The 25,665-nt window shown below is 71.2% G+C and carries 20 protein-coding genes; 15 read left to right on the top strand and 5 right to left on the bottom strand.

Annotated elements, in window-relative coordinates:
- Positions 1–17 precede the first annotated feature (17 nt).
- The 7 genes from ETAA1_RS30275 to ETAA1_RS30305 all read left to right on the top strand — a co-directional run bounded on the left by ETAA1_RS30275 (position 18) and on the right by ETAA1_RS30305 (position 8,629).
- Positions 18–1,643 (top strand): lipopolysaccharide biosynthesis protein, encoded by a 1,626-nt coding sequence (locus ETAA1_RS30275; RefSeq protein ID WP_202920521.1) that lies wholly within the window; start codon positions 18–20, stop codon positions 1,641–1,643.
- Positions 1,644–1,744: 101 nt separating this feature from the next.
- The gene (locus ETAA1_RS30280; RefSeq protein WP_261342002.1) at positions 1,745–2,947 is read left to right on the top strand and encodes an acyltransferase family protein; all 1,203 of its coding nucleotides are present in this window, start codon (positions 1,745–1,747) and stop codon (positions 2,945–2,947) included.
- On the top strand, positions 2,947–4,083 hold the full coding sequence (locus tag ETAA1_RS30285) for a glycosyltransferase (protein ID WP_145244338.1): 1,137 nt from the start codon (positions 2,947–2,949) through the stop codon (positions 4,081–4,083). The genes ETAA1_RS30280 and ETAA1_RS30285 overlap by 1 nt, the downstream gene beginning before the upstream one ends.
- A gap of 22 nt (positions 4,084–4,105) precedes the next feature.
- Complete coding sequence (locus tag ETAA1_RS30290; RefSeq protein WP_202920523.1) at positions 4,106–5,179, top strand: Gfo/Idh/MocA family protein; 1,074 nt, start codon at positions 4,106–4,108, stop codon at positions 5,177–5,179.
- Positions 5,176–6,195, top strand: a complete 1,020-nt coding sequence (locus ETAA1_RS30295; protein ID WP_145244340.1) for an NAD-dependent epimerase/dehydratase family protein — start codon at positions 5,176–5,178, stop codon at positions 6,193–6,195. The genes ETAA1_RS30290 and ETAA1_RS30295 overlap by 4 nt, the downstream gene beginning before the upstream one ends.
- A 65-nt stretch (positions 6,196–6,260) precedes the next feature.
- Positions 6,261–7,469 (top strand): glycosyltransferase, encoded by a 1,209-nt coding sequence (locus ETAA1_RS30300; RefSeq protein ID WP_145244341.1) that lies wholly within the window; start codon positions 6,261–6,263, stop codon positions 7,467–7,469.
- Positions 7,466–8,629, top strand: coding sequence for a glycosyltransferase (locus ETAA1_RS30305; protein ID WP_145244342.1), 1,164 nt, complete (start codon positions 7,466–7,468; stop codon positions 8,627–8,629). The genes ETAA1_RS30300 and ETAA1_RS30305 overlap by 4 nt, the downstream gene beginning before the upstream one ends.
- A 6-nt stretch (positions 8,630–8,635) precedes the next feature.
- Here the strand turns inward: ETAA1_RS30305 and ETAA1_RS30310 are convergent, their stop codons facing one another.
- The 3 genes from ETAA1_RS30310 to ETAA1_RS30320 all read right to left on the bottom strand — a co-directional run bounded on the left by ETAA1_RS30310 (position 8,636) and on the right by ETAA1_RS30320 (position 11,809).
- Positions 8,636–9,112: a hypothetical protein gene (locus ETAA1_RS30310; RefSeq protein ID WP_145244343.1), complete on the bottom strand. Its 477-nt coding sequence runs from the start codon at positions 9,110–9,112 to the stop codon at positions 8,636–8,638.
- 64 nt (positions 9,113–9,176) lie between these two features.
- Positions 9,177–10,235 carry a polysaccharide biosynthesis/export family protein gene (locus tag ETAA1_RS30315; protein ID WP_145244344.1) on the bottom strand — a complete coding sequence of 353 codons (1,059 nt, stop codon included), beginning with the start codon at positions 10,233–10,235 and terminating at the stop codon, positions 9,177–9,179.
- 143 nt (positions 10,236–10,378) lie between these two features.
- A complete protein-coding gene (locus tag ETAA1_RS30320; RefSeq protein WP_145244345.1) occupies positions 10,379–11,809 on the bottom strand; it encodes an alpha/beta hydrolase family protein in 1,431 nt (476 codons plus the stop codon).
- Positions 11,810–11,930: 121 nt separating this feature from the next.
- Here ETAA1_RS30320 and ETAA1_RS30325 point away from each other — a divergent pair, with 121 nt between their 5' ends.
- Positions 11,931–12,701, top strand: coding sequence for a methyltransferase, TIGR04325 family (locus ETAA1_RS30325; protein WP_202920524.1), 771 nt, complete (start codon positions 11,931–11,933; stop codon positions 12,699–12,701).
- Between the two features lie 379 nt (positions 12,702–13,080).
- On the top strand, positions 13,081–13,452 hold the full coding sequence (locus tag ETAA1_RS30330; RefSeq protein WP_145244346.1) for a zf-HC2 domain-containing protein: 372 nt from the start codon (positions 13,081–13,083) through the stop codon (positions 13,450–13,452).
- Positions 13,453–13,456: 4 nt separating this feature from the next.
- Here ETAA1_RS30330 and ETAA1_RS33995 read toward each other — a convergent pair whose 3' ends face one another.
- Positions 13,457–13,963: an anti-sigma factor family protein gene (locus ETAA1_RS33995; protein WP_390621227.1), complete on the bottom strand. Its 507-nt coding sequence runs from the start codon at positions 13,961–13,963 to the stop codon at positions 13,457–13,459.
- Complete coding sequence (locus tag ETAA1_RS30340; RefSeq protein WP_145244347.1) at positions 13,897–15,111, bottom strand: FHA domain-containing protein; 1,215 nt, start codon at positions 15,109–15,111, stop codon at positions 13,897–13,899. The genes ETAA1_RS33995 and ETAA1_RS30340 overlap by 67 nt, the downstream gene beginning before the upstream one ends.
- 414 nt (positions 15,112–15,525) lie before the next feature.
- Here ETAA1_RS30340 and ETAA1_RS33705 point away from each other — a divergent pair, with 414 nt between their 5' ends.
- The 6 genes from ETAA1_RS33705 to ETAA1_RS33655 all read left to right on the top strand — a co-directional run bounded on the left by ETAA1_RS33705 (position 15,526) and on the right by ETAA1_RS33655 (position 25,305).
- Complete coding sequence (locus ETAA1_RS33705) at positions 15,526–16,119, top strand: serine O-acetyltransferase (protein WP_145244348.1); 594 nt, start codon at positions 15,526–15,528, stop codon at positions 16,117–16,119.
- Positions 16,116–17,342, top strand: coding sequence for a glycosyltransferase family 2 protein (locus ETAA1_RS30350; RefSeq protein WP_145244349.1), 1,227 nt, complete (start codon positions 16,116–16,118; stop codon positions 17,340–17,342). Before ETAA1_RS33705 ends, ETAA1_RS30350 begins: the two co-directional genes overlap by 4 nt.
- Positions 17,339–18,502, top strand: coding sequence for a hypothetical protein (locus ETAA1_RS30355; protein ID WP_145244350.1), 1,164 nt, complete (start codon positions 17,339–17,341; stop codon positions 18,500–18,502). Before ETAA1_RS30350 ends, ETAA1_RS30355 begins: the two co-directional genes overlap by 4 nt.
- Before the next feature lie 537 nt (positions 18,503–19,039).
- The gene (locus tag ETAA1_RS30360; RefSeq protein ID WP_145244351.1) at positions 19,040–19,750 is read left to right on the top strand and encodes a hypothetical protein; all 711 of its coding nucleotides are present in this window, start codon (positions 19,040–19,042) and stop codon (positions 19,748–19,750) included.
- 327 nt (positions 19,751–20,077) lie between these two features.
- Entirely contained in the window at positions 20,078–20,773 is a 696-nt protein-coding gene (locus ETAA1_RS30365) for a hypothetical protein (RefSeq protein WP_145244352.1), read from the top strand.
- 233 nt (positions 20,774–21,006) lie between these two features.
- On the top strand, positions 21,007–25,305 hold the full coding sequence (locus ETAA1_RS33655; protein WP_145244353.1) for a tetratricopeptide repeat protein: 4,299 nt from the start codon (positions 21,007–21,009) through the stop codon (positions 25,303–25,305).
- Positions 25,306–25,665 lie beyond the last annotated feature (360 nt).

Consider the following 25,665-nt stretch of genomic DNA (forward strand, 5'->3'; position numbering starts at 1 on the left):
TCGACAACGGAGCGGATGTGGGCACCAAGAAGGCGATCCGGCGGAACGTGGTGTGGAACACGGCCGGTCTCGTCGCCGAGACGGGGGCCGGGTTCCTCGTGCTGCCGTACCTGATCGTCCACCTCGGCCAGGAAGTCTACGGGGTCTGGATCGTGCTGGGCGCACTCATGGGCTACTTCGGCCTGCTGGACCTGGGCATCCGGGGCGCGGTCGGCCGGCATGTCGCGTTCTACCACTCCCGCGGCGATCAGGAGGGTTTGAACCGGACGCTGACCGGTGGGATGACGTTCCTGTCGGCCGTCGCCGTGGCCGCGGTCGCCGCGATCCTGGCCGGTCAGTCGCTCTTCTTTCAGGTGTTCGACATCCCCCCGCCGCAGCACGAGACGGTCCAACTCGCGCTCCAACTGGTGGCGGTGCAACTCGCCCTGTTTCTGGTCTCGACGGGCTTCGACGCCACCCTCTGGGGCTGTCAGCGGTTCGACTGGCTGAACATGGTCGACATCCCCGCCGTCGTCCTCCGGACGGGCCTCACGTTCGCTCTGGTCCGGTCGCCCGAGGACATGCCGACGCTCGCGTGGATCGCGGTGGGTGTAACAGCCGGCACGTGTGTCGCGAAAGGCGTGCTCTGCTACCGGGCCGTTCCGGGGTTGCGGGTCCGCCCGAGGTACCTCACCAGGGACTCCCTCCGGGAGTTGTTCCACTTCGGAAGTTGGAACCTCGTCACGAACGTCGCGGTGGTGAGCCGGCGGCAGTTCACGATCCTCCTGATCGGGGCCCTCCTGGGGGTGATGTGGACGGCGCCGTTCTCCGTCGCGGAACGCCTCCTCGGGGCCGCCACCGCGGCCCTGGTCGCCGTGACCGGGGTACTGACCCCGTACGCGACCTCCCTGTACGCCACCGGGCGGGTGGACGCGCAGCGGCGGTTGTTCCTGGAGGGGGGGCGTGTCTCGGCGGCGATGGCGGTGTTGTTGACATCGCTCCTGATCGTGCTCGGCGGTCCCCTGATTAACCTCTGGGTCGGGGCAGCGATGGCGCCCGCCGCCGGCCTCTTGATCGTGATCGCGGCGGGCGAGATGTTGTCCGGAACCCAGCACATCACGAAGGGGATGGTGGTCGCGGCCGGACAGCACCGGGCCCTGGCGCTGTGCTCGATCCTGGACGCCGCCGCCGTCTGCGGCATCACGGCCGTCGTCTGTCCGGTCTACGGTCTCCAGGGCATCGGCTGGGCCATCGCCATCCCCGCGGTCCTGTCGCGGGGTGTCGCGCCCCTGGTCCAGGGGTGCCGGCTCGTGGGCGTCGGGGTCTGGGAGTACATCGGGTATTCGATCGCCCCGGCCGTCCTGTGCTGCCTCCTGCCCGCCGCCGTCCTGTGGGTCCTTCTCGGGACATTCCCGGTGGACAGTTGGGCCAAGCTGGTCGCGTACGGTGGCCTCTACACGGTTCTGTTCGGTGCGGGCTTGGCGATACTGGTACTTCGCCGGCCGTTGAAGGGCTCCTCGGCCGTGGCGGAGTCCCGGCAGGACACGCACGACGGCCGAGTTTCCCCGGGGGCAGAGGCGTCGCTCGGGTCGGTGGACGGACAGCCAGTGAATCGGACGGGGCTCGCGCCACCCGATCTCCTGACATCACCGACCGCGGGCTAAGCCCCGTGATCCGTTAGGGCTACCGAATCACCCTCCGAACTCGCCTCGGGAGCCGGGGGGTTGCCGAGCTCGTTTCAGTACCTCTTGGGGGTTGGACGCGCGTGTTGAGATCCCGTACTGGTCCTGAACCGGATTGGCTGTCGCGGGGGCGCATCCCCGCGCTCGACGGCTTGCGCGCCGTGGCGGTGCTGCTCGTCTGCCTGGCCCACGCCCACCGCACGACGGACTTCCCCTCGCTCGGTCCGCTTCACCGGTTGGGTTCCATCGGCAGCGTGGGTGTGGACATTTTTTTCGTGCTGAGCGGCTTCCTGATCACCACCCTCCTGCTGCGCGAGCACGAGCAGACCGGCCGAACGAGTCTGGGCGGCTTTTACCTGCGCCGGTCCTTCCGGATTCTCCCGGCCTACGTCTGCTTCATGGCCTTCGTTGCGGCCCTCAGCTGGTACGGTTTTGCGAAGCCTTCCGCCTGGGATTGGGCGGCGGCGGTCACGTACACGATGAACTTCGTGCCCCGCCCGGCCTGGGAGCTCGGACACCTCTGGAGCCTGTCCGTCGAGGAGCACTTTTACCTCATCTGGCCGGTGACGTTCCTCGTCGTACCGCGGCGGGCGTTGCCGGGCGTGCTCGCGGGCACCCTCGCCCTCGGCCCGCTAGCTCGCCTGGCCGTCCTCATCTGGTGGCCGGCCGAAGCCCGGATGACCGACCTGTGGACGTTCACGCGACTCGATTCCATCGCGGCCGGGTGTCTGGTGGCGGTGCTCGCGCGGTCGCCACTCGGATTCCGCACCCTCGACGTACTTGGGCGGTGGTGGCCCGCGGCCTTCGTCCTGCTCGTCGCCGGCCTGGCCGCCGGGACCCTGTCCGGGAAAATGGGGATCCTGGTAACACCGACGGTGGTCGCGCTGACCCTCGGGGTTCTGGTCTGGGCCGCCGCCCGCCGTGCGCCCCGTTGGCTGGAGGCACGCGTGATGGTCGCGGTCGGGGTTGGGTCCTACAGCCTTTACCTCTGGCAGCAGCCGTTCCTCAACCCCCACTGCGAGGGGTGGTACGCTCGGTTCCCCCAAAACCTGATCCTGGCGGGGTCTTGCGCGCTCGCGTCCTACTGGCTGGTGGAGAAGCCGTTCCTCCGCATCAAGAGCAGGCTGGAGGCTCGTGGTCGGTCGGGTAATACACCCGCTCCCGCCCCGGACGGCCTCTCTGACGTGCTCCCGGCCTCCGTACCGTCGGACCCCCGCGGGGCCGAGTACTTCGCCCCCGCCGCACGGCTGGTCGGTGACCCGCCCAAGGCCGGGATGGAGCCGTGATGGGGTCGCCGCTGCATACCGTCCACGGCGTCCTGTCGCTCGACGTGGGTGGGCTGGAGCGGCTGGTCCTCGGCCTCGTCCGCCACGGCGTGCAAGCCGGCCACCGGGTCAGCGTCGTCTGCGTCGAGGCTCCGGGACAACTCGCCGCCGAGGCCGCCGGGGCCGCGGTCGTGAGCCTGGACAAGCCGCCCGGTCGGCAACAGGCGTTTGTCGCCCGGGCCGCCGAGACCCTCTCCCGGCTGCGGCCGGACGTCGTTCACACTCACCAGATCGGGGCCGCCTGGTATCTCGGGCCGGCCGCACGCTCACTCGGGATTCCGGTCGTCCACACGGAGCACGGCAACCACTTCGCCCGCCTCGGGTCACGCCTCGCGGCCCTCAAGGCCCGTCTGGTCTTCCGATCCGCCGCCCGGTCCGTGGACCGCTTCTGCTGCGTGTCCGACGAGATTGCCGCCGCCGTCACCCGGTGGCGGACCGTGCCCCGGGGCAAGGTGCTGGTCGTCCCCAACGGCATCCCGCTCGACCCGGGGCCGGGGCTGCCCGACCCGGCCGCCGTCCGGGCGTCGCTCGGCATCCCCGCGGACGCCCCGGTGGTCGGCACCGTCGGCCGGCTCGTCGAGGTCAAGCGGCAGGACTTGCTGATCCGGGCCGTGGCCCGGCTCCGGGCCGGGTTCCCCGGGGTTCACCTGGTACTGGTGGGTGACGGGCCGGAACGGGGCCGCCTGGAGGCGGTGGCCCGGGAGGCCGGCCTGGCCGACCAGACCCACTTCCTCGGCTACCACCCCCGGCCGGAGGCGGTCCTGGGTATCATGACCGCGTTCGCCCTCACCAGCCGGTCGGAGGGCTTCCCGGTCTCGCTGTTGGAGGCGTGGCGGGCGGGGGTGCCGGTCGCGTCCGCCGCGGTCGGCGGCATCCCGGCGGTCGTGTCCGACGGGGTGAGTGGGTTGCTGTTCCCGCCGGGGGACGACGCGGCGGCCGCCGCCGCGCTGGCCCGGCTGCTCGGCGACCCGGCCCTCGCCGGGCGGGTCGGCCGGGCCGGGCGGCAGACGTTCGAGGCGAATTACACCCTCGACCGGATGGCCGCGACCTATGAGGAGTTGTACCGCGAGCGCGAGGCCGCCCCGCGAGCCGGGTGACCGACGAGAAGGTAAGGGGACTATGGATTCGGGCAAGCTCCGGGTGGCGGTCGTCGGGTGCGGGCAGATCGCCGACGCGCACCTCGCGGAGGTCCGCAAAATTCGGACGGCCGAGGTCGTCGCGGTGTGCGACTCCTACCCGGAACTCGCCCGGCAGGCGGCGGAGCGGTTCGGCGTCGCGCGGACGGACACCGACGTGGCCCGGATGCTCGCCGAGGTGCGGCCGGACGTGGTCCACGTCACCACCCCGCCGCACTCCCACGCCCCGCTCGCCCTGCAGGCGCTGGCGGCCGGTGCCCACGTGTACGTCGAGAAGCCGTTCACCGTGACCGTGGCCGAGGCCGACGAGGTGCTCGCCGCCGCCGCCCGGCACGGCCGATTGGTGTGCGTCGGCCACGACCAGCTGTTCGACCCCTGCTGGGCCGAACTCCGGGCCTGCCACCGCCGCGGCGACCTCGGGCGGGTGGTCCACGTGGACTCGGTCATGGGGTACGACCTGTCCGGCCCGTTCGGCCGCGTCCTGGCCGGCGACCCCGACCACTGGGTCCACCGGCTGCCCGGCGGGCTGTTCCAGAACAACATCTCCCACGCCCTGTACAAGATCACCGACTTCCTGCCGGACGAGCGGCCAGCCGTGTGGGCCACCTGGTTCGGCCAGTCGGGGCGGGTGCCGACCGAACTCCGGGTCATGCTCCGAGGGGCGGAGGCGACGGCCGGCGTACTGTTCAGCAGCCAGGCCCGGCCGGTGCAGCGGGTCGCCCGCGTGTACGGAACGAAGGCGTGCGTGGAGGCCGACCTCGACGCCCAGACCCTCCGCTGGACGCGGCCGGCCGGTATGCCCGGGCCGTTCGGGAAGGTCCAGCGGCCGTGGCGCCACCTCACCGAGGCGGCCCGGGCGTGGACCCGGAGCGTCTGGCGGTTCGCCCGCAGCGACCTCCACTACTTCGCCGGGATGAATGCGCTGTTCCGGGCGTTCTACCGGGCGATCGCGGCCGGCGAGCCGTCCCCGACGCCGCCCGGCGACATCCGCCGGGTCACAGTCATCATGGACGACATCTTCGAGACGTGCCGCCGGCAGGAGGGGGGGGGGAAATGACCGCGCTGGTCACGGGCGGAACCGGCTTCCTGGGCCGCCACGTCGTCGCCGAGTTGCTCCGCCGCGGGGCCGCCGTCCGCTGCGCACTGCGGCCGACCAGTTCGGAGGAGGAACTCCGGGCGGTAGCCGCCGCACACGGCGCCGACCGGCTGGAGCTCGTCCGCGGGCACCTGACCCGGCCCGACTTCTGCGACCGGGCGGTCGCCGGGTGCGACGTCGTCTATCACGTCGCCGCGGAGATGACCGGGGCGACCGCGGTGCTGTTCCTCGGCAACGTGGTCGCCACCCGCGTGCTGACCGACGCGGCCGGCCGGGCCGGGGTCCGGCGGTTCGTCCTGGTCAGCTCGCTCGGGGTGTACGGGACGGCCGGCGTCCCGACCGGCGGCGTGCTCGACGAGACCTGCCCGCTCGACCCGGCGGCCCACCTGCGGGACCCGTACTCGTACAGCAAGGTGGCGGAAGAGCAGGCGGCGTGGGCGGCCTACCGGGAAGGCCGGCTGCCGCTCGTCGTGGTCCGCCCGGGCGTCATCTACGGCCCCGGGCGGGACTGCCTGACGGCCCGGGTCGGGCTGCGGGTCGGGAAGCTGATGGTCGTCATGGGCGGGCGGCAGGCGATGCCGTACACCCACGTGGCCAACTGCGCCCGGGCGGTGGTGCTGGCCGGGGAGGCCGCCGGCGTCGAGGGGCAGGCGTTCAACGTCGTGGACGACGAGCTGCCGACCGGCCGCGACCTGGTCCGGCGGTACCGGACCGAGGTCGGCGGCATCCGCCGGGTGACTATTCCGAGGTGGGCGATCGGCCCGTTGTCCGGGCTATGCGAGTGGTACCACCGGCACTCACGGGGCCAGCTGCCGGCGGTGCTGACCCGGTACAAGAGCCAGGCGATGTGGCGGCCGAGACGGTACCCGAACGACCGCGCGAAGCAGGGCCTAGGGTGGCGGCCGGAGATCGGGCTGGAGGCGGGGCTACGCGAATCGTTCGCCGCCCTGCGCCAGGGGACGCCAGCGACATCGTAACCCCGGCCGCTCCCCGCGGGCGGGCCTGGCCCGTCGGCGTCCACGGCCATACCCAAGCGGACGACATGGACCGACTTACCGACTCTACGGACGCGCCAGCCCCGGCCCACCTCCGCGGCCGCGACATGCTCTGCTTCAGCCACGACTGGACCGGCGACCCGCTGTCCAAGACCCACCTGATGCGGCTCCTGGCCCGCAACAACCGGGTGCTCTGGGTCAACTCCATCGGGTACCGCTCCCCGTCCCTGGCGAACAAGCGCGACCTGGGCCGGATCGTCACCAAGCTCCGGGCCGTGGCCGAGCCGGTCCGCGAGGTCGAGCCGAACTTGTTCGTCTTCAGCCCCCTCGTCATCCCGTCCTGGGGCAACTCTCTCCTCCGGCGGCTCAACGCCCGGCTACTCCGCTGGCAGGTCCGGCGGGCGATGCGGAAGCTCCGCTTCCGCCGGCCCGTCAACTGGGTGTTCAACCCGGCCGCCGGCATACTCGCCGGCCGCCTCGGCGAGGAGCGGGTCGTCTACTATTGCGTCGACGAGTACACCGCCTTCAAGGGGGTGGACACCGCGTCGCTCGCCGCGATCGAGCGGGACCTGATCGCGAAGGCCGACCTCGTCGTCGTGTCGGCCGAGAAGCTGTTGGCCAGCAAGAAGGCCCCGCACGCCCCGACCATCCTCGTCCGCCACGGGGTCGATTTCGACCACTTCGCAAAGGCCCTCCGGCCAGACACGCCGGTGCCCGCCGAGGTCGCGAACCTCCCCCGGCCGGTGATCGGCTACTTCGGCCTGATCGCCGACGACTGGGTGGATATTCCGCTGCTCGTCCACGTCGCCCGCAACTTCCCCACGGGGTCGCTGGTGTTGCTCGGCAAGGTGACGATGGACGTGTCGGCCCTGGCGCGGGAGCCGAACATCCATCTCCTCGGCCGCAAGCCCTACGCCGACTTGCCGGGGTACAGCAAGGCGTTCGACGCGGCCGTCATCCCGTTCCCGGTCACCGAGGTGACGCTCAACGCCAACCCGCTGAAGGCCCGGGAATATCTGGCCGCCGGCCTCCCGGTCGTGTCCACCGATATCCCCGAGGTCCGGGTGCTGCCGCAGTGCCGGATCGGGCGGTCCCCCGAGGAGTTCGTCGCCGAGCTGCGTGCGGCACTCGCGACGCCCGGCCCGCAGGCCGCGATCAGCGAGTCGGTCCGCGGCGAGGGGTGGGACGCCCGGCTGGCCGAGGTCGAACGGCACTTGGTCCCCATCCTGTCGGGCCCAGCCCCGCGGTCCGCATGAGAATCCTGGCCCTCACCAACCGCTACCCGCGGCCCGGCCGCGAGCAGGACGCCGTCTACAACCACCTCCAGGCGCGCGCCCTGGCCCGGGAGCACACGGTCGCCGCCGTCGTCCCGGTACCGTGGACTGAGCGGGTCGCCAACCGCCGGACGGGGGTCACGATCCCCCCCGAGCTTGACCGCGACAGGGTACACGTCTACCACCCGACGTACTACTACCCGCCGTGGGTGCTTCAGAGCGCGTACGGCCGGTTCTACCAGGCGAGCGTCCGGCGGACGTTCCTTCGGGCGGCGGCCGCACTCCGGCCGGAGGTCGTGCTGGCCTGTTGGGCGCACCCGGACGGGTGGGCCGCGGTCCAGCTCGGGCGGGAGCTCGACCTGCCGGTGGTGATCAAGGTGATCGGGTCGGACGTGCTGGTCCTGGGCCGGGCTGGCCGCCGGGCGGCAAGGGTCGCGGAGGCGCTCCGGGAGGCGGACGGCGTGGTCGCGGTCAGCCGCGATCTGGCCGACCACGTCGTCCGCCTCGGGGTCGACCCCGGCCGCGTCCACGTGGTCCCGGAGGGGACCGACCTGGAGGTGTTCTGCCCGGGGGACCGGGGCGAGGCGCGGACCCGGCTCGGGCTGCCGGCCGACGGGCGGGTCATCGTGTTCGTCGGGAACGTGCTGCTGTCGAAGGGGGCCGGGGTGCTGGTCGAGGCCTGCGGGGCGCTCGCCGCCCGCGGGGCCGAGTTCCGGTGCTACGTCGTCGGCCGCGGTGCGGACACAGCCGCCGTCGGTCGGTCGGTCGAGCGGCTCGGGCTAGGCGACCGGGTGACCCTTGCCGGCCCCCGCCCGCAGGCCGACCTGCCGGACTGGTACCGGGCGGCCGACGTCGTGACGCTCCCGAGCTATTCCGAGGGAATCCCGAACGTGCTGCGGGAGGCACTGGCGTGCGGCCGGCCGTTCGTCGCCACCCGCGTCGGGGGGATCCCGGAACTGGTCCGCGGGCCCGCCGGCCGGCTCGTCCCGCCGGGCGACCCGGCGGCGCTGGCCGACGCGCTCGCCGCCGTCCTGGCCGACCCGCCGCCGGTGACCGAGGCCGAGCGCTCGGTCAATGTCAGCTGGGACAAGTCGGCCCGGCAACTGGCCGGGCACCTGCGGGCGGCGGCGGAGCGAGGCTGAGTCGGGTCACCGGCGTCGGGGCGGGGTGCCGACGCCGCCCGCGCCGGTCCCGCCAATGCCCGGCCGGCCGGTCATCACCCCACCGGCCTGGCCACCCGGTTGGAAGTTCGCCGGACCCCCGCCACCGACTGAACCCGGTCCGCTGTTGAGGAAGTACCCGCCGTAGTTGAGGAACTGGGTCGGGTGGCCGGTGACCGGCGCCCCCACCTCGACCTCCGACTGGAGCCCGCCGATCGCCTGTTGGTTGGCGGCCACGGAGCCCTGGAGGTTTGTGATCGACTGCCGGAACTGCTGGTCGGGCCGCACCAGGCCGTAGTAGTTCAGCGCCGGGGAGCCGGACCGGAGCAGGTTGAGGTACGGGCTGAACGACGGCCGCTGAATGTTCCCCGCGCCCCCCACCCCGCCCGGGACGGGGGGCTGGGCCTTCGCCGCCCCGGCGAGGGTGCCGAGGACGGCCGCGGCGACGAGCGACTTTCGGTTCATGGTCCTGCCCCGTGCGGTGACCCGGTTCCAACCACTTACTAGTCTACCCGACGCCGTTCACGACTCAAAACCCGCCGAAGCCCCCACCCCCACCATTCTGGTTCTGGCCGTCGACCGCGCGGATCGTGCTGTTACCCAACAGGGTCACGCCGAGCATCCGCTCCAGCGGGGCGAACAGCCGGCCGAGGCGGATGTCCAGGGCGACCGCCGGCAGCGACCCGACGAACACCCGGTCGCCGGGCAGCAACTGGTAGTTGGTCGCCACGTCCCCGCACTCGGAGATGGCCTTCCAGTCCACCGGGAAGATTTGGTGGCACCCGCCCGGCTGGGCCGGGCGCGACACCCAGATGCGCCGCGGGTCGGACACGGCCGACAGCCCGGTGATCTGCGAGACCGCGTCGAGCACGGTGTCGTTGCCGGTGATCGGCAGCCGGTACACGGACTGTCCGGCCCCGGCCCCGTCGAGGATGACGTAGTACAGCTTGCTGTTGTACGTCTGCACGTCGACCGCCACTTCCGGGTCGAGCAGGTACAGCGCGAGCTGGGCCTCGACCGCCTGCCGGACCTCGGCCAGGGTCATCCCGGCCACCCGGACGCTCCCGTAGGTCCCCAGCGCGATCGTCCCGTCCGGCCGGACCAGATGCGGGCCGGTGATCCGCTGCGCCGCCCGGGACTGGGCCAGGGTCACGGTCATGACCGGGTTGTTCAGCTTCACGGTCTTACTGAGGTGGTCCTCCAACGACGCCTTGATCTGGGCGATGGTCTGGCCGCGGACCGGCACAATACCGCCGTAAGCGGGGCCGAGGTTGACCGTCCCGTCCGGGTCGATGCTGTACAACCCGGACAGCGGGTTATCCTGCAGCGGAGTGGCCAGGCTCAGGTACAGCACGTCGAGTGGCTCGGCCTTGTACGGCGGCTTCGGGATCGCCCGGACGGCCTCGACGACGAGGATGTCCGGCGGCTCGACCCGGTAGTCGGGGAGGGTAACCTTTTCGAGCTCGCGGGGGACCGCGACCGGGACGATCGGCTTATGCCGCCCGCCGCCGTGGAAGCACCCGGTCGTGAGGATGGCCCCCATGAGCAGAGCAATTACCGTCGGCGTAAGCCCGCGGATCTTCCCCATGACTGCCCCCGTCAACACATCGGCACGTCTCGTGTAGAGGTATCGGAACGACCGGCGCCCGCGGGTTAATCCGAATTCCCGGAAGAACCCGATTTGCCCCCCGAACTTACCCGGCTTCCGGCCGGGGTCGCTCCGGTTGTCGGTCACCTGCCGCCGTCCGCGAGGCGCGCGATCTCGAGCTCCGGGAACGGCGACGGCGAGTCGAAGAGCCCGTCGTCCTCGCCCGTCAGGTGCTTGCGGAAGAACGACAGCAAGTACGTGTTGAGAATCCGCATCGCACGGTCCGGGCGGATGGAGCCGGCCGGCAGGTCGTGAACGGGTCGGAGCCTTCGGATCGGCGAGAAGTACGCGGCGTCGCCGAAGTTGACGTGCAGCCCGCCGCGGAGGACGCCGTAGTGCCCCCGGACCCGGGCCAGGCCGCTGCGGATGCCGGAGAAGTTCTCGACGTACACCGTGTGCCGCCGTCGGACGGCGTCGTTCCGGGCGTTTGCCACGTCGGCCTGGGTCGGCTCCGGGACGTCCTCGGTGATGAAGACAAACGGCTTCCCGGGGCCCTCGACCAGGGACCGGCCGAAGATGAAGCCGTCGAGGTTGAACCCGGCCGCGACCCGGGAGTCGAGGAGGCAAGCCTCGGCCGACACCGCCCCGCCGAATGAGTGGCCGAACATACCGATGCGCGACGTGTCCAGCCGGCCGGTAAAGATGCCCCCCGGGTCGGCACGGTCCAGCCGCCCGACCTCGTCGAGGACGAACCGGGCGTCGGCGACCCGGACGGTCAACGTGTCCTCGATCGTTCGGCGGGTCGCCGCGAGCGTCTCCTCGGTCGCGTAGTCGAGGAATTCGGGAAACACGGTGCGGGCCTCCCGGCCGTCGGGGAACACGACCCGGTCGGTGAAATACGGGTGGTCGATGCCGACGACGACGAACCCGTGGCTGGCCAGCTCCTCCGCCTGGGTGGTGTTGTCCCCCCGGCAGCCGCCCCACGACGGCGCGAAGACGACGACGGGGTGGCGGCCCGGGTCGGTCGCCACGGGCACGCCGTACGCCGCGTGCGTCCGTACCAGCGACAGGTGACGGGACAGGAACGTCGTTTCCGCCGACTGCCGGTACGGGTGACCCGGGCCGGGCCTCTCGGCTGGGTACCACACCTGAATCATCAGCTCGCGCCGCCCGTCCGGGCGGTCCGTGCGCGGGTCCGCACGGGCGGGGTCGACGCGGTGGAGGGTCACCGTGCCGACCGGGTAGCGGCCGGTCGGCTTTGGGAGATCGAAGACCGGAAACGCGGCCGCGAGACCGGCGGCGGCGGCCAGCAGCCCGAGGCCGACCGCGGCGCCCGCCGGTCCCACCTCCAGGCGCGGGGGTCCGGGCCACACGCAGGTGAGGAAAACGTATCCTACCGTCAGGTAGGCCGGGACGAGGTGCCACCGCCAACCCTCGGTCGCGACGTGAGCGACCAGCAACGCCGTTGCGACAGCCGACAGGACCCGGACCCACGCCGGCAGGTCGCGGTGCGACAGGCACCAGAGCAGGACGGGAGCGGTCGCGGCCCAGAACGCGATCTCAAGTGGTCTCACCGGAGCACCCGTGGTTGGAAATACTAACCGGGGGTGATCGTCCCGGCCCGTGTCGTCGATCGGCCGTCCAACTGCTTAATCGGGAGGCGTCCCAGTGAGTCGGCCTGTGGATCACCCGCATTTGAATCGCTCCCCGCTCGTGCTCGCCAGGGCTGCGTTCAACTCGGTACTCGGACGATTTCACCTCCGCGAATACTACCACCGCGGGGCCTTCGCGACCTACCAGGAGGCGCTGGCCGCGGTGAGGCCCGGGCTGCTGGCGGGGTACGACAACGACGGCGTGGCCGATGTCTCGTTCGAGAAGATGTGCCGCATCGCCCTGTGGGACTGGCCGGTCCTGTACTGGCTCCGGCGACTCATCCCCGAGTCCCGGTGCGTGTTGGACGCCGGGGGGCACCAGGGGACCAAGTTCCGGGCGTTCGGCGGCCACCTCGAACTGGACGGGCGCCTCAGGTGGGTGGTGTACGACGTCCCCGCGGTCGTCCGGGCCGGCCGCGCGAGGACCGAGCGGGACGGCCTGAGAGGACTGGAGTTCGTCGACTCCCTCGACGCCGCACCGGAGGCTGATATTTTCTTGGCCTCCGGCCTCCTGCAATACCTCGACGTTCCGCTCGGGCAACTGCTTGGCCGCCTCCCGGCCCGGCCGCGGCACCTCCTCCTGAACAAGGTGGCGACACGGGAGGGGCCGACGGTGGTGACCCTGGAGCGGTTCCCGCGGGCCGAGGTACCATACCAGATCCGCAACCGGGCCGAGTTTCTGTCGGCCCTCGATGCCGCCGGGTACGACGTGGTGGACGAGTGGGAGATCCCGAACCTGGCGCACGAAATTCCGACCCACCCGCACCTCGGGAAGTCGACTAGTCGGGGGTGGTACGCCGTTCGCCGCTCGTGAGTCAACGGGTGGGGAAAGGCTTACCGCACCCCATCGCCGTCGGCTCCTTTCACGGGCGGGAACTACCCAACCGAGACCGTCGTTCACGGCGGACGTAGTAATCAGAAGCATATTTGACAAGAAAGTGCGTGGGCCGGCGCGATTTTTCGAGGGGTCGGTTGCCAACTCGGGTCGAAGAGGCGAGAATGAAAATGGGATGAATTGTGGGTGCGAACGGCGTGGCTGAGTCCACCCGGTTCGCCATGTCAGACCGCTGTGTGGCACAAGCGATTTCCTTGGCGCCTGGTTGTCGGTCGCTCACTCGGTACCGTTCTACTCGCCCCGGACCATTGTCGTCCGCGACTCCCGTCCGCTTTCCACGTCCGTTCCGGAGGCACGCGTGACCGCCAAGCCTACCGATGCCGACGTCTCCTCGTCCACACCCCTTCCACCCGTCGCCGAAGTCTCTTCGCCGACACCCCTGCCGCCCGACGTCGCCCCCATCTCGCGGGCAATCCAGACGACCACCTGCGACCGGGTCCAGCGGTCGTTGGAGGGATACGTTGGTGGCGGCCTCAGCGAAGTGGAACGGGTGGGCCTCGCGTTTCATCTGTCCCTGTGCACGACCTGCAAGATCGTGGCAGACGAGTACCTCGAGATCGTCCGGCTGGCAGGCACCCTCCGCCCCGCGGACCCGCCCCCCGATGTGGAGGCCCGACTCCGCAAGTTCATCGGCCGGGCGATCGGCCGGCCCGATACCGGTAACAGGTAATTGGCTACCCGCGGGCGGGCACGAACGCGGGCATTTCGGGGACGGTCTCGTCCATCGCCCCGCACCCGGGCTGGGCGGTGGCCGACTGGACTCCGCACAACAGGCGGGACGCGGCGGCCACGGATAGGGCCGGTCGCGGAAGTGACCCGGCCAGGCGGATCACCTCCCGGTACTCGGCGGTAAGTGTGGCACACTCGACGCAGACCGACAGGTGCCGCACAACCCCCGCCCGAGTCGTGGCGGGGATGCCCCCCGTGACGTAGCCACCGAGCAACTCAACGACCCGCTCGCACGTGACCAAGTGAAACCCCGCTAGTCCGACCCGAGACGCCCGGAGAAGGGCGGAAAGTCCTGAGCCTGTTTTGGTTAGATGCGGCGGCGGGGAGGAAGTTTCGCACTCGCGGTCGGTGCAGCGATTGCGGGCAGGGACGCGCGGCCACTCCGCTAGCCCTTCGACGGGCCGGACGACGGTGCCGACTGGTTGAGCTTGGTCATTTGCTGCAGGAACCACGAGTGGGCGTCGGCCAGCGCCTGCGCGGCCGCCCCCTCGGCCTTCACCGACGGGAGCGGGGCGCCGGGTGCGGCCGCAGGCCGGGGGGCCGGCCGGGCGACCGTCGGCGGCGTGGATGTCGACTCCTCGGCCCGGCCGCCCTTGATTTCGCCGCGGAGCTCGCGGAGCTCGCGTGCCAGGTCCTGGATCAGTCGCATCTGCTCGCAGACCAGTGACGCGTGCTCCTGCTGCTGGGTGGCGAACATCCCAGCCATCGTCACGAAGCACTGTTGGAACTGCTCCATCATCTCCCGGACCGGGGTGAGCGCCCCGGTCACCGACTCGGCCATCTGCCGCGACAGGGCCGCCGGCTGCTCCGCGGCGGGCGGCCGGGCGGCCGAGCCCCACAGGGTCAGCGGCCCCCGGCCCCCGGCCGGGCGGACCACCAGGTTCACCCGGCCGATCTCGATCAGGTCGCCCTCGCGGGCCCGTGACAGCCGGGCCGCCCGGCCGTTGAGCCGGGTCCCCTTCTGGCTGAACACGTCCACCAACCACACCCCGTCCCGGGTGTTCACCAGGGCGCAGTGGAAGTAGCCGACCGAGTCCTCGGCGAACCGCAACTGGCAGGACGGGTGGCGCCCGACGAAGGTCAGCAGCTGGTCGAGCGGGAAGGTTCCGGCCGCGCCCCCCGCCGCGGGAAACACCTCCAGGACGGCGGTCGCACCGGCGCCGGGCTCGCCGTCCTCCGGCTCGCCGGGCTCCGGTCGGGGCGGGGCCAGCGGGTCCGAGGCGGCCACGGCCCCGTCGGCGACCAGGTCGAACGCCCCGACCCGAACCTTGTGCCCGGGCGTCAGCCACCCCCGCCCCCGGCTCCCGTCCTCCCACACGACCCCGGTTCGGCTGCCGAGATCGACGAGGTACGGCCGGCCGTCGATCACCTGGAGGTAGGCGTGGTACTGGCTGACGCTCGGGTCGTTCAGCTTGACATGGACCGCCTGGCCCCGGCCGAGCAGGGCGTAGGGCTGGTCGAGCGCGACCGCGCGGGTCGCCCCCGACGAGCGGTGGGTGAGGCGGAGGTGGAGCGGGCCCCGCATCCCGCACGCGACGGCGAACGCCTCGGGGATGCTCAGCGGGGCGCCCGTGTCCGAAGGAATCTCGTCGCTCGGCATGTCAGCTACCCGCGTGGATCGCGCCGAACCGTTCGGCGGGCGTACGGTCCCGGATACCTTCGCTCAGTCCCACTGTAGTTCATGCGACGCCCGATCTGTACCCCAGTTCCGCATTCCGGTGCTACGGAGGGTCGGGCCGCAAGGCGATTCGGACGGGACGGTGGCGGCCGCGGGGTGAGCAACGGACCCAAACCCTCAACTCCCCGAATCGGGTTGCGAGCGCACGGACGCGGCACGGTCCTTTTTTTCCTCCCGGGCGAATCTTTCCGCCCCCTCCCGCATCAGACAAGGCCGACGCGAACACGAGCCCCCCGGCGTCGGACCGGAATCCGGGTCGGGCTGTCGACACGCTCCGAGCGACGGGGGCACCCCCTGGCGCGACCGGCCGGTCGCGCCCCCGGGCTCTCTTTCACCATGCCGACCCTGCTCCGCCTGATCCTGAGCGACGCCCGGGCCAAGGCCGCTTGGTGCTACGAGCGGGACGACTGGCAGGGGGTCGTCAAGGCCTTCCTGACCGACGGGACGCCGGCCATGGTCTGGTACCGCCTGATGCAGGCGGCCCGGCGGTGGCGGCTGGCCCCGCTGGAGATGGTCTTCAACCGGCTGAACACGGCGTTCTGCGGCTGCGTCATCGGCCGCGGGGCCGAGTTTGGCGAGGGGTTCGTCCTGGTCCACTCGCACGGGGTCGTGATCAACGGCACGGTGCGGGGCGGCCGGAACGTCCGGGTCGAGCACCAGGTGACAATCGGGGCCGAGAAGCGGCAGAGCCCCGTCCTCGGCGACGACGTGTTCATCGGCGCCGGGGCCAAGGTGATCGGGCCGATCCGGATCGGGGACGGCGCGAAGGTCGGGGCGAACGCCGTGGTCGTCCACGACGTCCCGACCGGCGCCACCGTCGTCGGCATCCCGGCCCGGGTCATCCGCCGCCCCCAACCGAGCCCGGACGCCGCGCCCGCCGAACCGGCCGGGCCGACCCCGGCCGCCCCGCCGGTAGGAGCGTTCCCGTGAACTCGCCCGTCACCGAAGTCGTGTGTTGGACCGCCCTGGCGGCGGTCAGCTTCGCGTACCTCGGCTACCCGGTCCTCATCTGGACCCTGTCCCGCGTGTTCGGCCGGAGCCCCGTCCCGCCAGCCGTCTCGGACGACGACCTCCCGACCGTGTCCCTCCTCGTGGCCGCGTACAACGAGGAGGTCGACATCGAGGCCAGGGTGCTAAACGCCCTCTCCCTCGACTACCCCCGGGGCAAGCTCGAGATCGTCATCGCCACCGACGGCTGCACCGACCGCACGAACGAACTCGTCCGCCCGTACACGCAGTTCGGGGTCCGGCTGGTCGAGTTCTCCGAGAACGCCGGCAAGGCGTCGGTTCTGAACCGGGTGGTCCCGCAATTGACCGGCGAGGTGGTCGTCCTGTCCGACGCCAACACCCACATGGCGACCGACGCCGTCCGCCGGCTGGCCGCCTGGTTCCGCGACCCGGCCGTCGGGGTCGCGTGCGGGAAGCTCGTGCTGACCGACCCGAAGACCGGGCAGAACGCCGACGGCCTGTACTGGAAGTACGAGACGTTCCTGAAGAAGTGCGAGAGCCGGCTCGGCGCCCTACTCGGGGCCAACGGCGCGATCTACGCCGTCCGCCGGAGTGTCTTCCCCGCCGTCCGCCCGGGGACCATGATCGACGACTTCGTCATCCCGCTCGACGCCCGCCGGCGGTCCGGGTGTCGGCTGGTCTACGACGCCCGGGCGGCGGCGTGCGAGGAAACGGCCCCGACGATCGGGGCCGAGTTCGGCCGCCGGGCGCGGATCGGGGCCGGCGGGTTCCAGAGCATCGGCATGCTCTGGCCGCTCCTGTCCCCGCGGCACGGGTGGGTCGCCCTGACCTTCCTCTGCCACAAGATCCTGCGGTGGGTCTGCCCGTTCTTCATGATCGCCGCGCTCGTGGCCAACCTGCTGCTGGTGGGGAACCCGCTCTACGCCGGCCTGCTCGTCGCCCAGGTCGGGTTCTACGCGCTGGCCGCCGCCGGGCACCTGTTGCCGGGCGGCCCGCGGTGGGTGCGGTACCTCCGGCTGCCGACCATGTTCGTGACCATGAACGCCGCCCTGCTCGTCGGTTTCTTCCGGTGGCTGACCCGGCCGCAGACCGGGACGTGGCGGCGGACCGACCGGACGGCGCCGGCCCTCGCGGCCGACCCGAGCGGGAGTCTGCAGGAGCGGCCGGTGGGGAGCGGGTCGTGACCGAACTGGGGATCGCGGCCACGGCCGCCGGAGTGGTGGGGGCCGCCGGCGGGGTCGCCGGGTTCCGGGCCGCCCGCCGCCGGGGGCTCGACCGCTGGCTGCCGTCGTACCTCACCACCCGGCGGCCGGCCCCTGTGCCCGGCGTGCCGGTCGATGTGTTGATCGCGGTGTGCGACCACTACGAGCCGAAGCGGGGGAACGCCCCGCCGGCGAAGGCCAGGGCCCGGGTGCAGCAGTGGGTCGACGAGTACCCGCGGCTGTTCGACCGGTTCCGGGACAGCGACGGGTGCCCGCCCCGGTACAGTTTCTTCTACCCGGCCGACGAGTACGAGCCGGAGTACCTGGACATGCTCGCCGGCCTCTGCCGGCAGGGCTACGGGGAGGTGGAGGTCCACCTCCACCACGACAACGACACCGCGGAGAACCTCCGGCACACCCTCCTGGACTTCAAGCAGACGCTCTCGGAGCGGCACGGGTTACTGTCGCGGGACCGTACGACGGGCGAGGTGGTGTACGGGTTCATCCACGGCAACTGGGCGCTGGACAACTCCCGGTGCGACGGCCGCTGGTGCGGGGTGAACAACGAACTCGACGTCCTCCGGGAGACCGGGTGCTACGCCGACTTTACCCTCCCGTCGGCCCCGAGCGAGACCCAGACCCGGAAGGTGAATAGCGTCTACTGGGCGGTGGACGACCCGGCCCGGCCGAAGTCGCACGACACCGGGCCCGACCTCGGGACCGTGCCGCGGCCGCCGACCGGGCTGCTGATGATCCAGGGGCCGCTGGCCGTCGACTGGTCCCGGCGGAAGTGGGGGATCGTGCCCAAGGTCGAGAACGCCTGCTTGCAGGAATCGCAACCGCCGGACATCACCCGGCTGACCACCTGGATGAACGCCCGCGTGAATATCCCGAGCCGGCCCAACTGGCTGTTCGTGAAACTCCACACCCACGGGGTCAAGGAGCCGAACCAGGACGTGTTGCTCGGCGGCCCGATGGTCCGGTTCCACGAAGCACTGAAGGAGCGGTCGGCCCGGAACCCGCTGTTCCGGTTCCACTACGTGACGGCGCGGGAGATGGCGAACCTCGCCCTCGCCGCCGCGGACCGGGCGGACTTGTCAGTTGCGGACGCGAGATCGTACAAATACGTTCCGAACGGGTAAGGCCGACCAGGCCCGGCGTCCGCTTCCCTGGCATAAGTTCCTTCACAGGTTAAGGTTCCGCCAGCCGAGACTGGCCCGTTCGCTCCGCCAAAGTTATTTTGCAACTTCGCGTCTAACGCCGCATCAAAGTTTCACACCCGAACCCGTATTCATCGGAACTGGACGTGTTCTCATAGAGCAGAAGTTGACAGCCGTAGCTTTCGACCACTCACCCCATCAGCGTAACAGCTGACCGGCGGAGAGCGATTGAACCGGCTACGCGGTCGCACTGATTTTGCCATGAGTATTCGGGCCAGCTTTTCGGGACTCCTACTGCGTGAGTCGCCGGTCGCCGTGCGGAGGCTCGGTTGAGACGGCAGCCGTGTGGCGCCGGGCGACCCCGAACCGGAGGCCGCTGTTAGTGGCCGTCGGAACCGCGAAAGGTGGTGACTCGTCAACTTGAAGAGTTCAGGTACCGCAACAATTTTACATCCTTTTGTCAATTGGGGTAGCCCGGGTGGCGACTCCGATAGAACAAACAATCACAGGACTGACACGATGTCTCGTTTCCGCACCATCCCGCCCCTTTTGGTGGCGGCCCTGACCGGGGTCGTCATCCTGGGGTCGCCGTCACAGGCGGACGCGGGGTTCAAACTCACACTGTCCGACGGTACGACGTCGACGGTGATTGAGGACAACAAGGCGGGTGATGTTGCCGGCCCGGCCGGGCTCATCACCTTCATCGGCAAGGTGGGGATTTTCGACTTCCAGGTCACCACCGGATCATCGAACGCTCCGGGGACGGAAAGCCTGGCCCAGTTGACCATCAACAACCTGTCGATCGCCACGCAGGGGTTCGTAGGCACCAAGAACCTGACGATTACGCTGGAAGATACGGGTTTCAAGTCCCCTGACGAGGGGTTGCTGACCAGCCAGTTGTCCACCACGATGTTGCCGAGTGGGTCCAGCGTAACCTACCAGAGTTACGTGGACGGACAGGCCGGGAAGTTGTTGACACTCAACAGTGTCGGCGGGGTTTCCGACTCCCAGGCGATTTCCGCCAAAACGAACCCTTACACGCTCAAGAGCGTGACGTCCTACACCATCCAGGGATTGGGTGAGAACACGGCCCTGGCGTTGCAGAGTACGGGGATTAGCGCGGTGACCGCTCCGGCTCCGGCCGGCCTCGTGCTCGTCGCGTCCGGTGTCCCGTTCCTCGGCCTCGCTACCTGGTTCCGGCGGCGCGGCAACCCGCTGCCTGTTGCCTGACTTCGGGCGACCACGTAATCCAACCGCGGGGGAGCCATCAGTGGTTCCCCCGCAACCAGTCGATCGGCGACTCGTTGCACCCCCAACTTCTCCCCTAATCGCTCACGTCTCCGCACTGACCGGGCGATCACGCGCCCGGCCCAGAAGCACGGTCGGCCCGGGACTCGATGTTCCGGTTCCACCACTTGACGGCGCGGGAGATGGCGAACCTCGCCGCCGCGGACGGGGCGGATTTGTTGGTAGTGGCCGATCGCTCCTACCAGAACGTGCCATTCGGGTGAGGGACCCGGTGGGCGCAGAGGTGTCAGTCCCGAAAGGAGGGGCTTAATGAGACGATGTTGTTGGGCGATCGCGGCCGTCGCCGCGACGCTGTGGAGTCCGTCGACTGGGTCGGCGGCCTTCACCCTGCTCCTGCAGCAGGGGTCACAGAGTCAATCGATCGAGCTCACGCCGGGGAACGTCGCCGGGACCGTCATGCAGACGATCATGTGGAAGGGGTTCGAAATCGACGTGATTGCCAGCACCAACACGCCCGGCGGCCCGGTGTCGAGCTTCGTCACCGACACGACGCTGGCCATCCGGAACAAGTCCGCGGGGAGTGGTGGGCTGTCGATCTCGTTGAAGTCGGACGGATTCACCTTCCCGGCGGCCGGCACGGACGTCGCCGTCAAGACGGACCTGGCGACGAAGTACTACTTCGACCCTGCGGGCGTGGTCGGGTCGAGCGCCATCGTCTACGACGGCAAGTCGTTCAAGACGCTCGACACCGAGAAGCTGATCGCGGCCGGGGAGTCCACCTCCCGGGTGGACTACATGTCGATCAAGACGACCCCGTTCTCGATCATGAACACGATGTCGTTCAACGGCTTCGGGATGGGTGACGAGGCGTTCACCTCGATCACGACGACGGTCACCTCCGTCACCCCGGCTCCGGCCGGCGTCGTGCTCGCCGCGTCGGGTGCCCCGTTCCTCGGCCTCGCCACCTGGTTCAGGCGGCGGGGCAAGCCGAAGACAATTGCCTGACCTCGGGCAACCCTGCTGTCCAACCGCGGGGGAGCCATTCGTGGCTCCCCCGCAACCACTTGATCGGCCACCCGTTATACCTCAGTTACCCTTTCAGAAACCTATCTTCCGACGCAGGCGGCATCGCAACGTCAGCCCCGCGAATCGACGGTCCGACTTTTTTGCACCCACTTGTCCGGTCCGTCGTCTAAATTTATCTTGCCCAAACCCCCGGCTGCGTCCCGATGCGTGTTGTGCCGAACTGGCGATTTCTTGGCGGGCTGGCGCTCGTGCTCGTGGCTGGGGCGGTCGCCGTGAACCTGGTCCACCGCCGGCAGGTGGGGCAGCAGGTCGGGGCCTTCCTCCGGCACGCGGACTCCGCCCGGGACGCCAAGGACCCGGTCCGCGAGGCCGAGTACCTCCGCCGCTATCTGATCGCCCGTCCGGACGACCTCGACGCCCGCGAGCGGCTAGGGCGGGTGCTGTGCGACTCGGCCAAGGGTGCGAGAGGCGGCAAGACGGTGTACGAGGGTTACCTCGTCCTCCAGGAGGTCCTCCGCCGCGACCCCGCCCGCGCCGACCTCCGCCGCTATACCGCCGAGTTGGCGATGCGGCCGGACGTCGGCCTGTACGCCGAGGCCCGAGCCGACATCGAGGTGCTCCTGACCCGACGGCCGGACGACGGCGAGCTCTTGGAACTCGCCGCCCGCTGCCTCGTCGCGGCACAGATGTTCGCCGAGGCGGAGGCCCGGTACACGGCGGCCGTTCGGCACCGGCCGGACCTGCTGGCCGCGTACGCCGCCCGGGCGGCGGTTCTCCGCCTCCACCTGAACCGGCCCGAGGACGCGGACGCGGCCGTCGCCGCCATGCTGACCGCCAACCCGCGGCAGTTCCGCGCCCACCTGAACGTGGCCGAGTACTGGCGGGTGTTCGCGAAAGCTCACCAGCCCGCGGCCGCGGCCGCCGGGGCGGTCGCCAAGGCCCAGGAACTCCCGGCGGCGGCGACCGTCGCGGATGCCACCGATCGGGCGCTCGGCGAGGCCCGCCGCCTCGGCCCCGACGAACTGGACGTGCTCCTCGTCGCTGCCGAGGTGGCCCGCGACCGGTCCGCCGCGCTGGCCCGGGTCGGGAAGCGGGACGAGGCCCGGGTGGCGACCGAGGAAGCCCGCCAGCTGCTCGGCCGGGCGGTGGCACTTCACCGCACCACCCCGGCCGCACACCTGGCGATGGCGGAGTTGGAGGCCGACACCCATGGGCCGGCCGCCGCCGCTGCCGCCGTGCGCCGCGGGTTGGAAGCCGTTCCCGACTCGGACCCGCTCGTCGTCGCCCTGCTCGACTACCAGCTCCGGGCCGGCGACGCCGCGGCCGCTGCCGAGACCCTGGACCGGCTCCGGGGGGCCGGCCTGCCGCCCGCCGTGGCCGAGTTTCACCAGGCCCGGCTGCAGATGCTGGCGGAGCAGTACCTGGAGGCGGCCCTGACCCTCGAGAAGGTGCGGCCCGATCTGCTGCGGGAGCAACGACTGGTCCGAGAGGCCGACCTCCTGCTGGGGCGGTGCTACGAGCAGATCGGGGAGAACGACCGGCGGCTGGCCGCGTTCCGTCGGGCCGTCCCGGCCGACCCGGACGACCCGCTCTGGGTGCCGGCCCTGGCCGGGGTGGCCGAGGCCGAGGCGGCCCTCGGGCTGGCTGATGCGGCCCTGGCCAGCTACCGCCGGCTCAAGGACCGGGCCGCGGGGGCGTGGGTTCAGGTGGCCCGATTGGAGACGATCCGCGCCCTCCTGACCGCCCCCGAGAAGCGGGACTGGCGGGCCTCGGAGGAGGCGGTGGCGGCCGCCGGTCAGGCCCTCCCGGACGCGACCGAGTTTCGCATCCTCCGGGCCGACCTGCTCCACTTCCGGGGGAAGGCGGCCGAGGCCCGCACGGCCCTCGACGAACTCCGGGCCGCCCGCCCGAAGGAGGCCGCCGTGTGGGTCGCGGCCGCGGCTCAGGACCTCCGGGAGGGGAACCCGAAGCGGGCGGCCGAGACGCTGGCCGCCGGCGAGCGGGAGGCGGGCGACACCCCGGAGATCCGGCTCGCCCGGGCCCGGCTGTGGGCCGAGATCAAGGAGCCCGACTTCCCCGCCCGGGTACTCGGCCTCGCGGCCGGGGCCGAAAAGTTCGGTCGGCTCCGCCACCGGCGGCTACTGTTGGATCTGGCCGCGGTCGCCACCGCCGCCGGGGCGGGTGACGTGGCCGGGCGGCTCTGGGAGCAGGTGGCGGTGGTCCAGCCGAAGAATCTCGCCGCCCAGCTAGTCCGGTTCGACCGGGCTCTCGCGGCCGGGGACGAGCAGACCGTGACCACCGTCCTCGGCGACATCGGTCTGATCGACGGGGAGGGGGGCCCGTCCGCCCGGCTGGCCCGAGTCCTTCACCGGATCTGGCGGGCCCAGCACCGGGACGACAAGTCCGGTCTGCCCGAGGCTCTGGAGGTGCTGGAGGGGCTGGCCCGCGAGCGGGCCGGGTGGGGCCGGGTGGCTCTGGCCCACGCCCTCGTCCACGACCTCCGAGGCGACCTCGACGCGGCTCTCGGGAAGTACCAGCAGGCGGTGGACTACGGCGAGTCGAACCCGCAGGCCCTCCGCCGGCTGATGGAGATCCTCCACGCCCGCGGGCGGAGCGCCGAGGCCGCACAGCTCCTCGAGCGACTCCCCGCGGCCGTCGCGTCCGGGGCGGACGTCCAGCGGCTGGCCGCCGAGGTCTCGCTGCGGTCGGAGGACCCCCGCCGGGCCCTGGAGTACGCCACCCGGGCGGTGCCCGACACCTCCACCGACCCGAAGGACCACATCTGGAAGGGCCAGGTGTACTGGGCGGCCGGCGACCGGGCCAAGGCCGAGGCCCCGTTCCGCCGGGCGGTGACTCTCCGACCGGAGTCCCCCGACGGCTGGCTGGTCCTGATCCACTACCTCGCCGCGACCGGCCGCAGGGACGACGGCGCGAGGGAACTGGCCGACGCCCGCGGGAAGGTCGCCCCGGCCGAGCGGACCCTGTTCCTGGGGATGGCGCACGCCCGACTCGGGGACCCGGACCGGGCGGCCGAAGCGTTCGGGCAGGCCCGGGCCGAGCGGCGCGACGACCTCCGCACCCTCCAGGCCGAGGCCGAGTTCCTGTTCCAGGCCGGCCGGCTCGACCCGGCCCGCGAGGCGTTCCAGCGAATCCTGGATCTCCAGTCGGCGTCCGCCGAGGACAAGGACTTTGCCCGCCGGATGCTGGCCATCTGCCTGGCCGCCAGCCCGGACTACGAGACCTCCCGGCGGGCGCTGGAGCTGCTCGGGCTGCTGGACAACGGTGCCCTCCGTGCCCCGGCCGCGGCCGAGACGCCGGACCAGCGGCGGGCCCGGGCGGTCGCCCTTGCCCTCCAGCGGGACCGGGCCAGCAAGCTCGAAGCCGTCCGCACCCTGGAGGAGATCCGCGACAAGCTCGCCCCCAGCGACCAGTTCCTCCTCGCCCAGTTGTACGTGGCGACCGGGAACAAGCCCCAGGTCCGGGTGGTGATGACCGACCTCCTCCGGCGGGCGGAGGGGGTCCCGCTCTACGTCGCCTTCTACGCCGCCTGGCTCATCCGGGAGCAGGACGTCCGCGCGGCCGAGGAGTGGGTCACCAAGCTGGCCGCCCGAGAACCCGAAGCCCTACGGACGGCCGAGTTGAAGGCCCGGCTGGCGGCCGCCCGGAAGGACCTTCCGGCCGCCCGGTCCGCCCTGGTGCCGAAGGCCGACGGGCCGAACGCCCCGGTCGAGGCCATCGCCCGGGTGTGCGAAGAGATCGGCCTGTTCGACGACGCCGAGCGGCTCTACACCCGGGTCGCCGACGGGGCCAAATCGGCCCGGCCGGAGGCGGCGCTTGTACTGGCCAGGTTCTACGGCCGCCGTGGGCGGTTGGCCGACGCGCTGCGGGTCTGTGCCGAAGTCCGGAGTCGGGTGCCGGCGGTGGTGGTCGGGGAGGCGGCCGTGACCGCGCTCTACGCCGCGACCGACCCGCCGGCGGCGGCGATGGCGACGGTGGCCGGATGGCTCGACGAGGCCGTCCGGGCGGCCCGCGGGCCGGAGCAGGCCGGGCTGGTGCAGCTGCTGGCGGCGGTCCGCAACCTCCAGGGAGACTACGACGCCGCGATGGCCCTCTACCGCCAGGCGATCGCGGCCAACCCCCGGGACGCGGTCGCGCTGAACAACCTCGCGTTCCTGGTGTCCGCACAGGAGAAGAAGCACGTCGACGCGCTCGGCCTGTTGGCCCGGGCGCGCCAGGCGGTCGGCCCGAACCCCGAACTGGACGACACCGAGGCCCTGGTCCGGCTGGCGAAGGGGGAGACGGACGCCGCCCGGAAGCTGCTGGAGGGGGTGGTGGCCCAGACCCCGACCGGGTCGGCATACTTCCACCTGGCCCAGGTCGAGTCGGCCGCCAACCGCGACCTGGAGGCCCGGTCGGCCTGGCGGCAGGCGACGGACGCCGGCCTTCGTCGGGCCGACCTCCACCCGCTGGAGTGCCACGCCTACGACCAACTCGCCGCCCGCCTGCGATAGCGGAATGGTTCGGCCGAACCGGGGCCGCAACCGCAAGGCGGCTTATTGCGCTCACCTCTTGCGCTTTGGCCTTCGCGCCCATTCCGCGTGGCTCAAGTGAGGTGCCGGTAATCCGTTACGCCGACGGTCCCGACGCTCATTGCCGGAATCTTTCCCCCCGATCGGCGAAACGATCCACACATTGGTGCATCTAAGACCCCGTAGCCCGCCTCCTGCTGACTATTTTCGGGGTCCGTACTGCCGGGCCGGTGCAAATTGGCCCCAGTTGTCTGCTATCCTCCAGACATTGCGCCGCGATCCCGTTCCGCCCGGCTCGCGCTGGTCACGGTCGTTGTTCTCGGATGCGGACGGTCGGTGGGA

It is taken from the genome of Urbifossiella limnaea, assembly GCF_007747215.1.
In the GTDB taxonomy this organism is placed as follows: domain Bacteria; phylum Planctomycetota; class Planctomycetia; order Gemmatales; family Gemmataceae; genus Urbifossiella; species Urbifossiella limnaea.

Coding starts and splice junctions, on each gene's coding strand:
- ETAA1_RS30315 (WP_145244344.1), bottom strand. CDS start 10,235: ATGGGGAAGATCCGCGGGCTTACGCCGACGGTAATTGCTCTGCTCATG.
- ETAA1_RS30290 (WP_202920523.1), top strand. CDS start 4,106: ATGGATTCGGGCAAGCTCCGGGTGGCGGTCGTCGGGTGCGGGCAGATC.
- ETAA1_RS30300 (WP_145244341.1), top strand. CDS start 6,261: ATGGACCGACTTACCGACTCTACGGACGCGCCAGCCCCGGCCCACCTC.
- ETAA1_RS30285 (WP_145244338.1), top strand. CDS start 2,947: ATGGGGTCGCCGCTGCATACCGTCCACGGCGTCCTGTCGCTCGACGTG.
- ETAA1_RS30340 (WP_145244347.1), bottom strand. CDS start 15,111: ATGCCGAGCGACGAGATTCCTTCGGACACGGGCGCCCCGCTGAGCATC.
- ETAA1_RS30295 (WP_145244340.1), top strand. CDS start 5,176: ATGACCGCGCTGGTCACGGGCGGAACCGGCTTCCTGGGCCGCCACGTC.
- ETAA1_RS33705 (WP_145244348.1), top strand. CDS start 15,526: ATGCCGACCCTGCTCCGCCTGATCCTGAGCGACGCCCGGGCCAAGGCC.
- ETAA1_RS30360 (WP_145244351.1), top strand. CDS start 19,040: ATGTCTCGTTTCCGCACCATCCCGCCCCTTTTGGTGGCGGCCCTGACC.
- ETAA1_RS30310 (WP_145244343.1), bottom strand. CDS start 9,112: ATGAACCGAAAGTCGCTCGTCGCCGCGGCCGTCCTCGGCACCCTCGCC.
- ETAA1_RS30365 (WP_145244352.1), top strand. CDS start 20,078: ATGAGACGATGTTGTTGGGCGATCGCGGCCGTCGCCGCGACGCTGTGG.
- ETAA1_RS30305 (WP_145244342.1), top strand. CDS start 7,466: ATGAGAATCCTGGCCCTCACCAACCGCTACCCGCGGCCCGGCCGCGAG.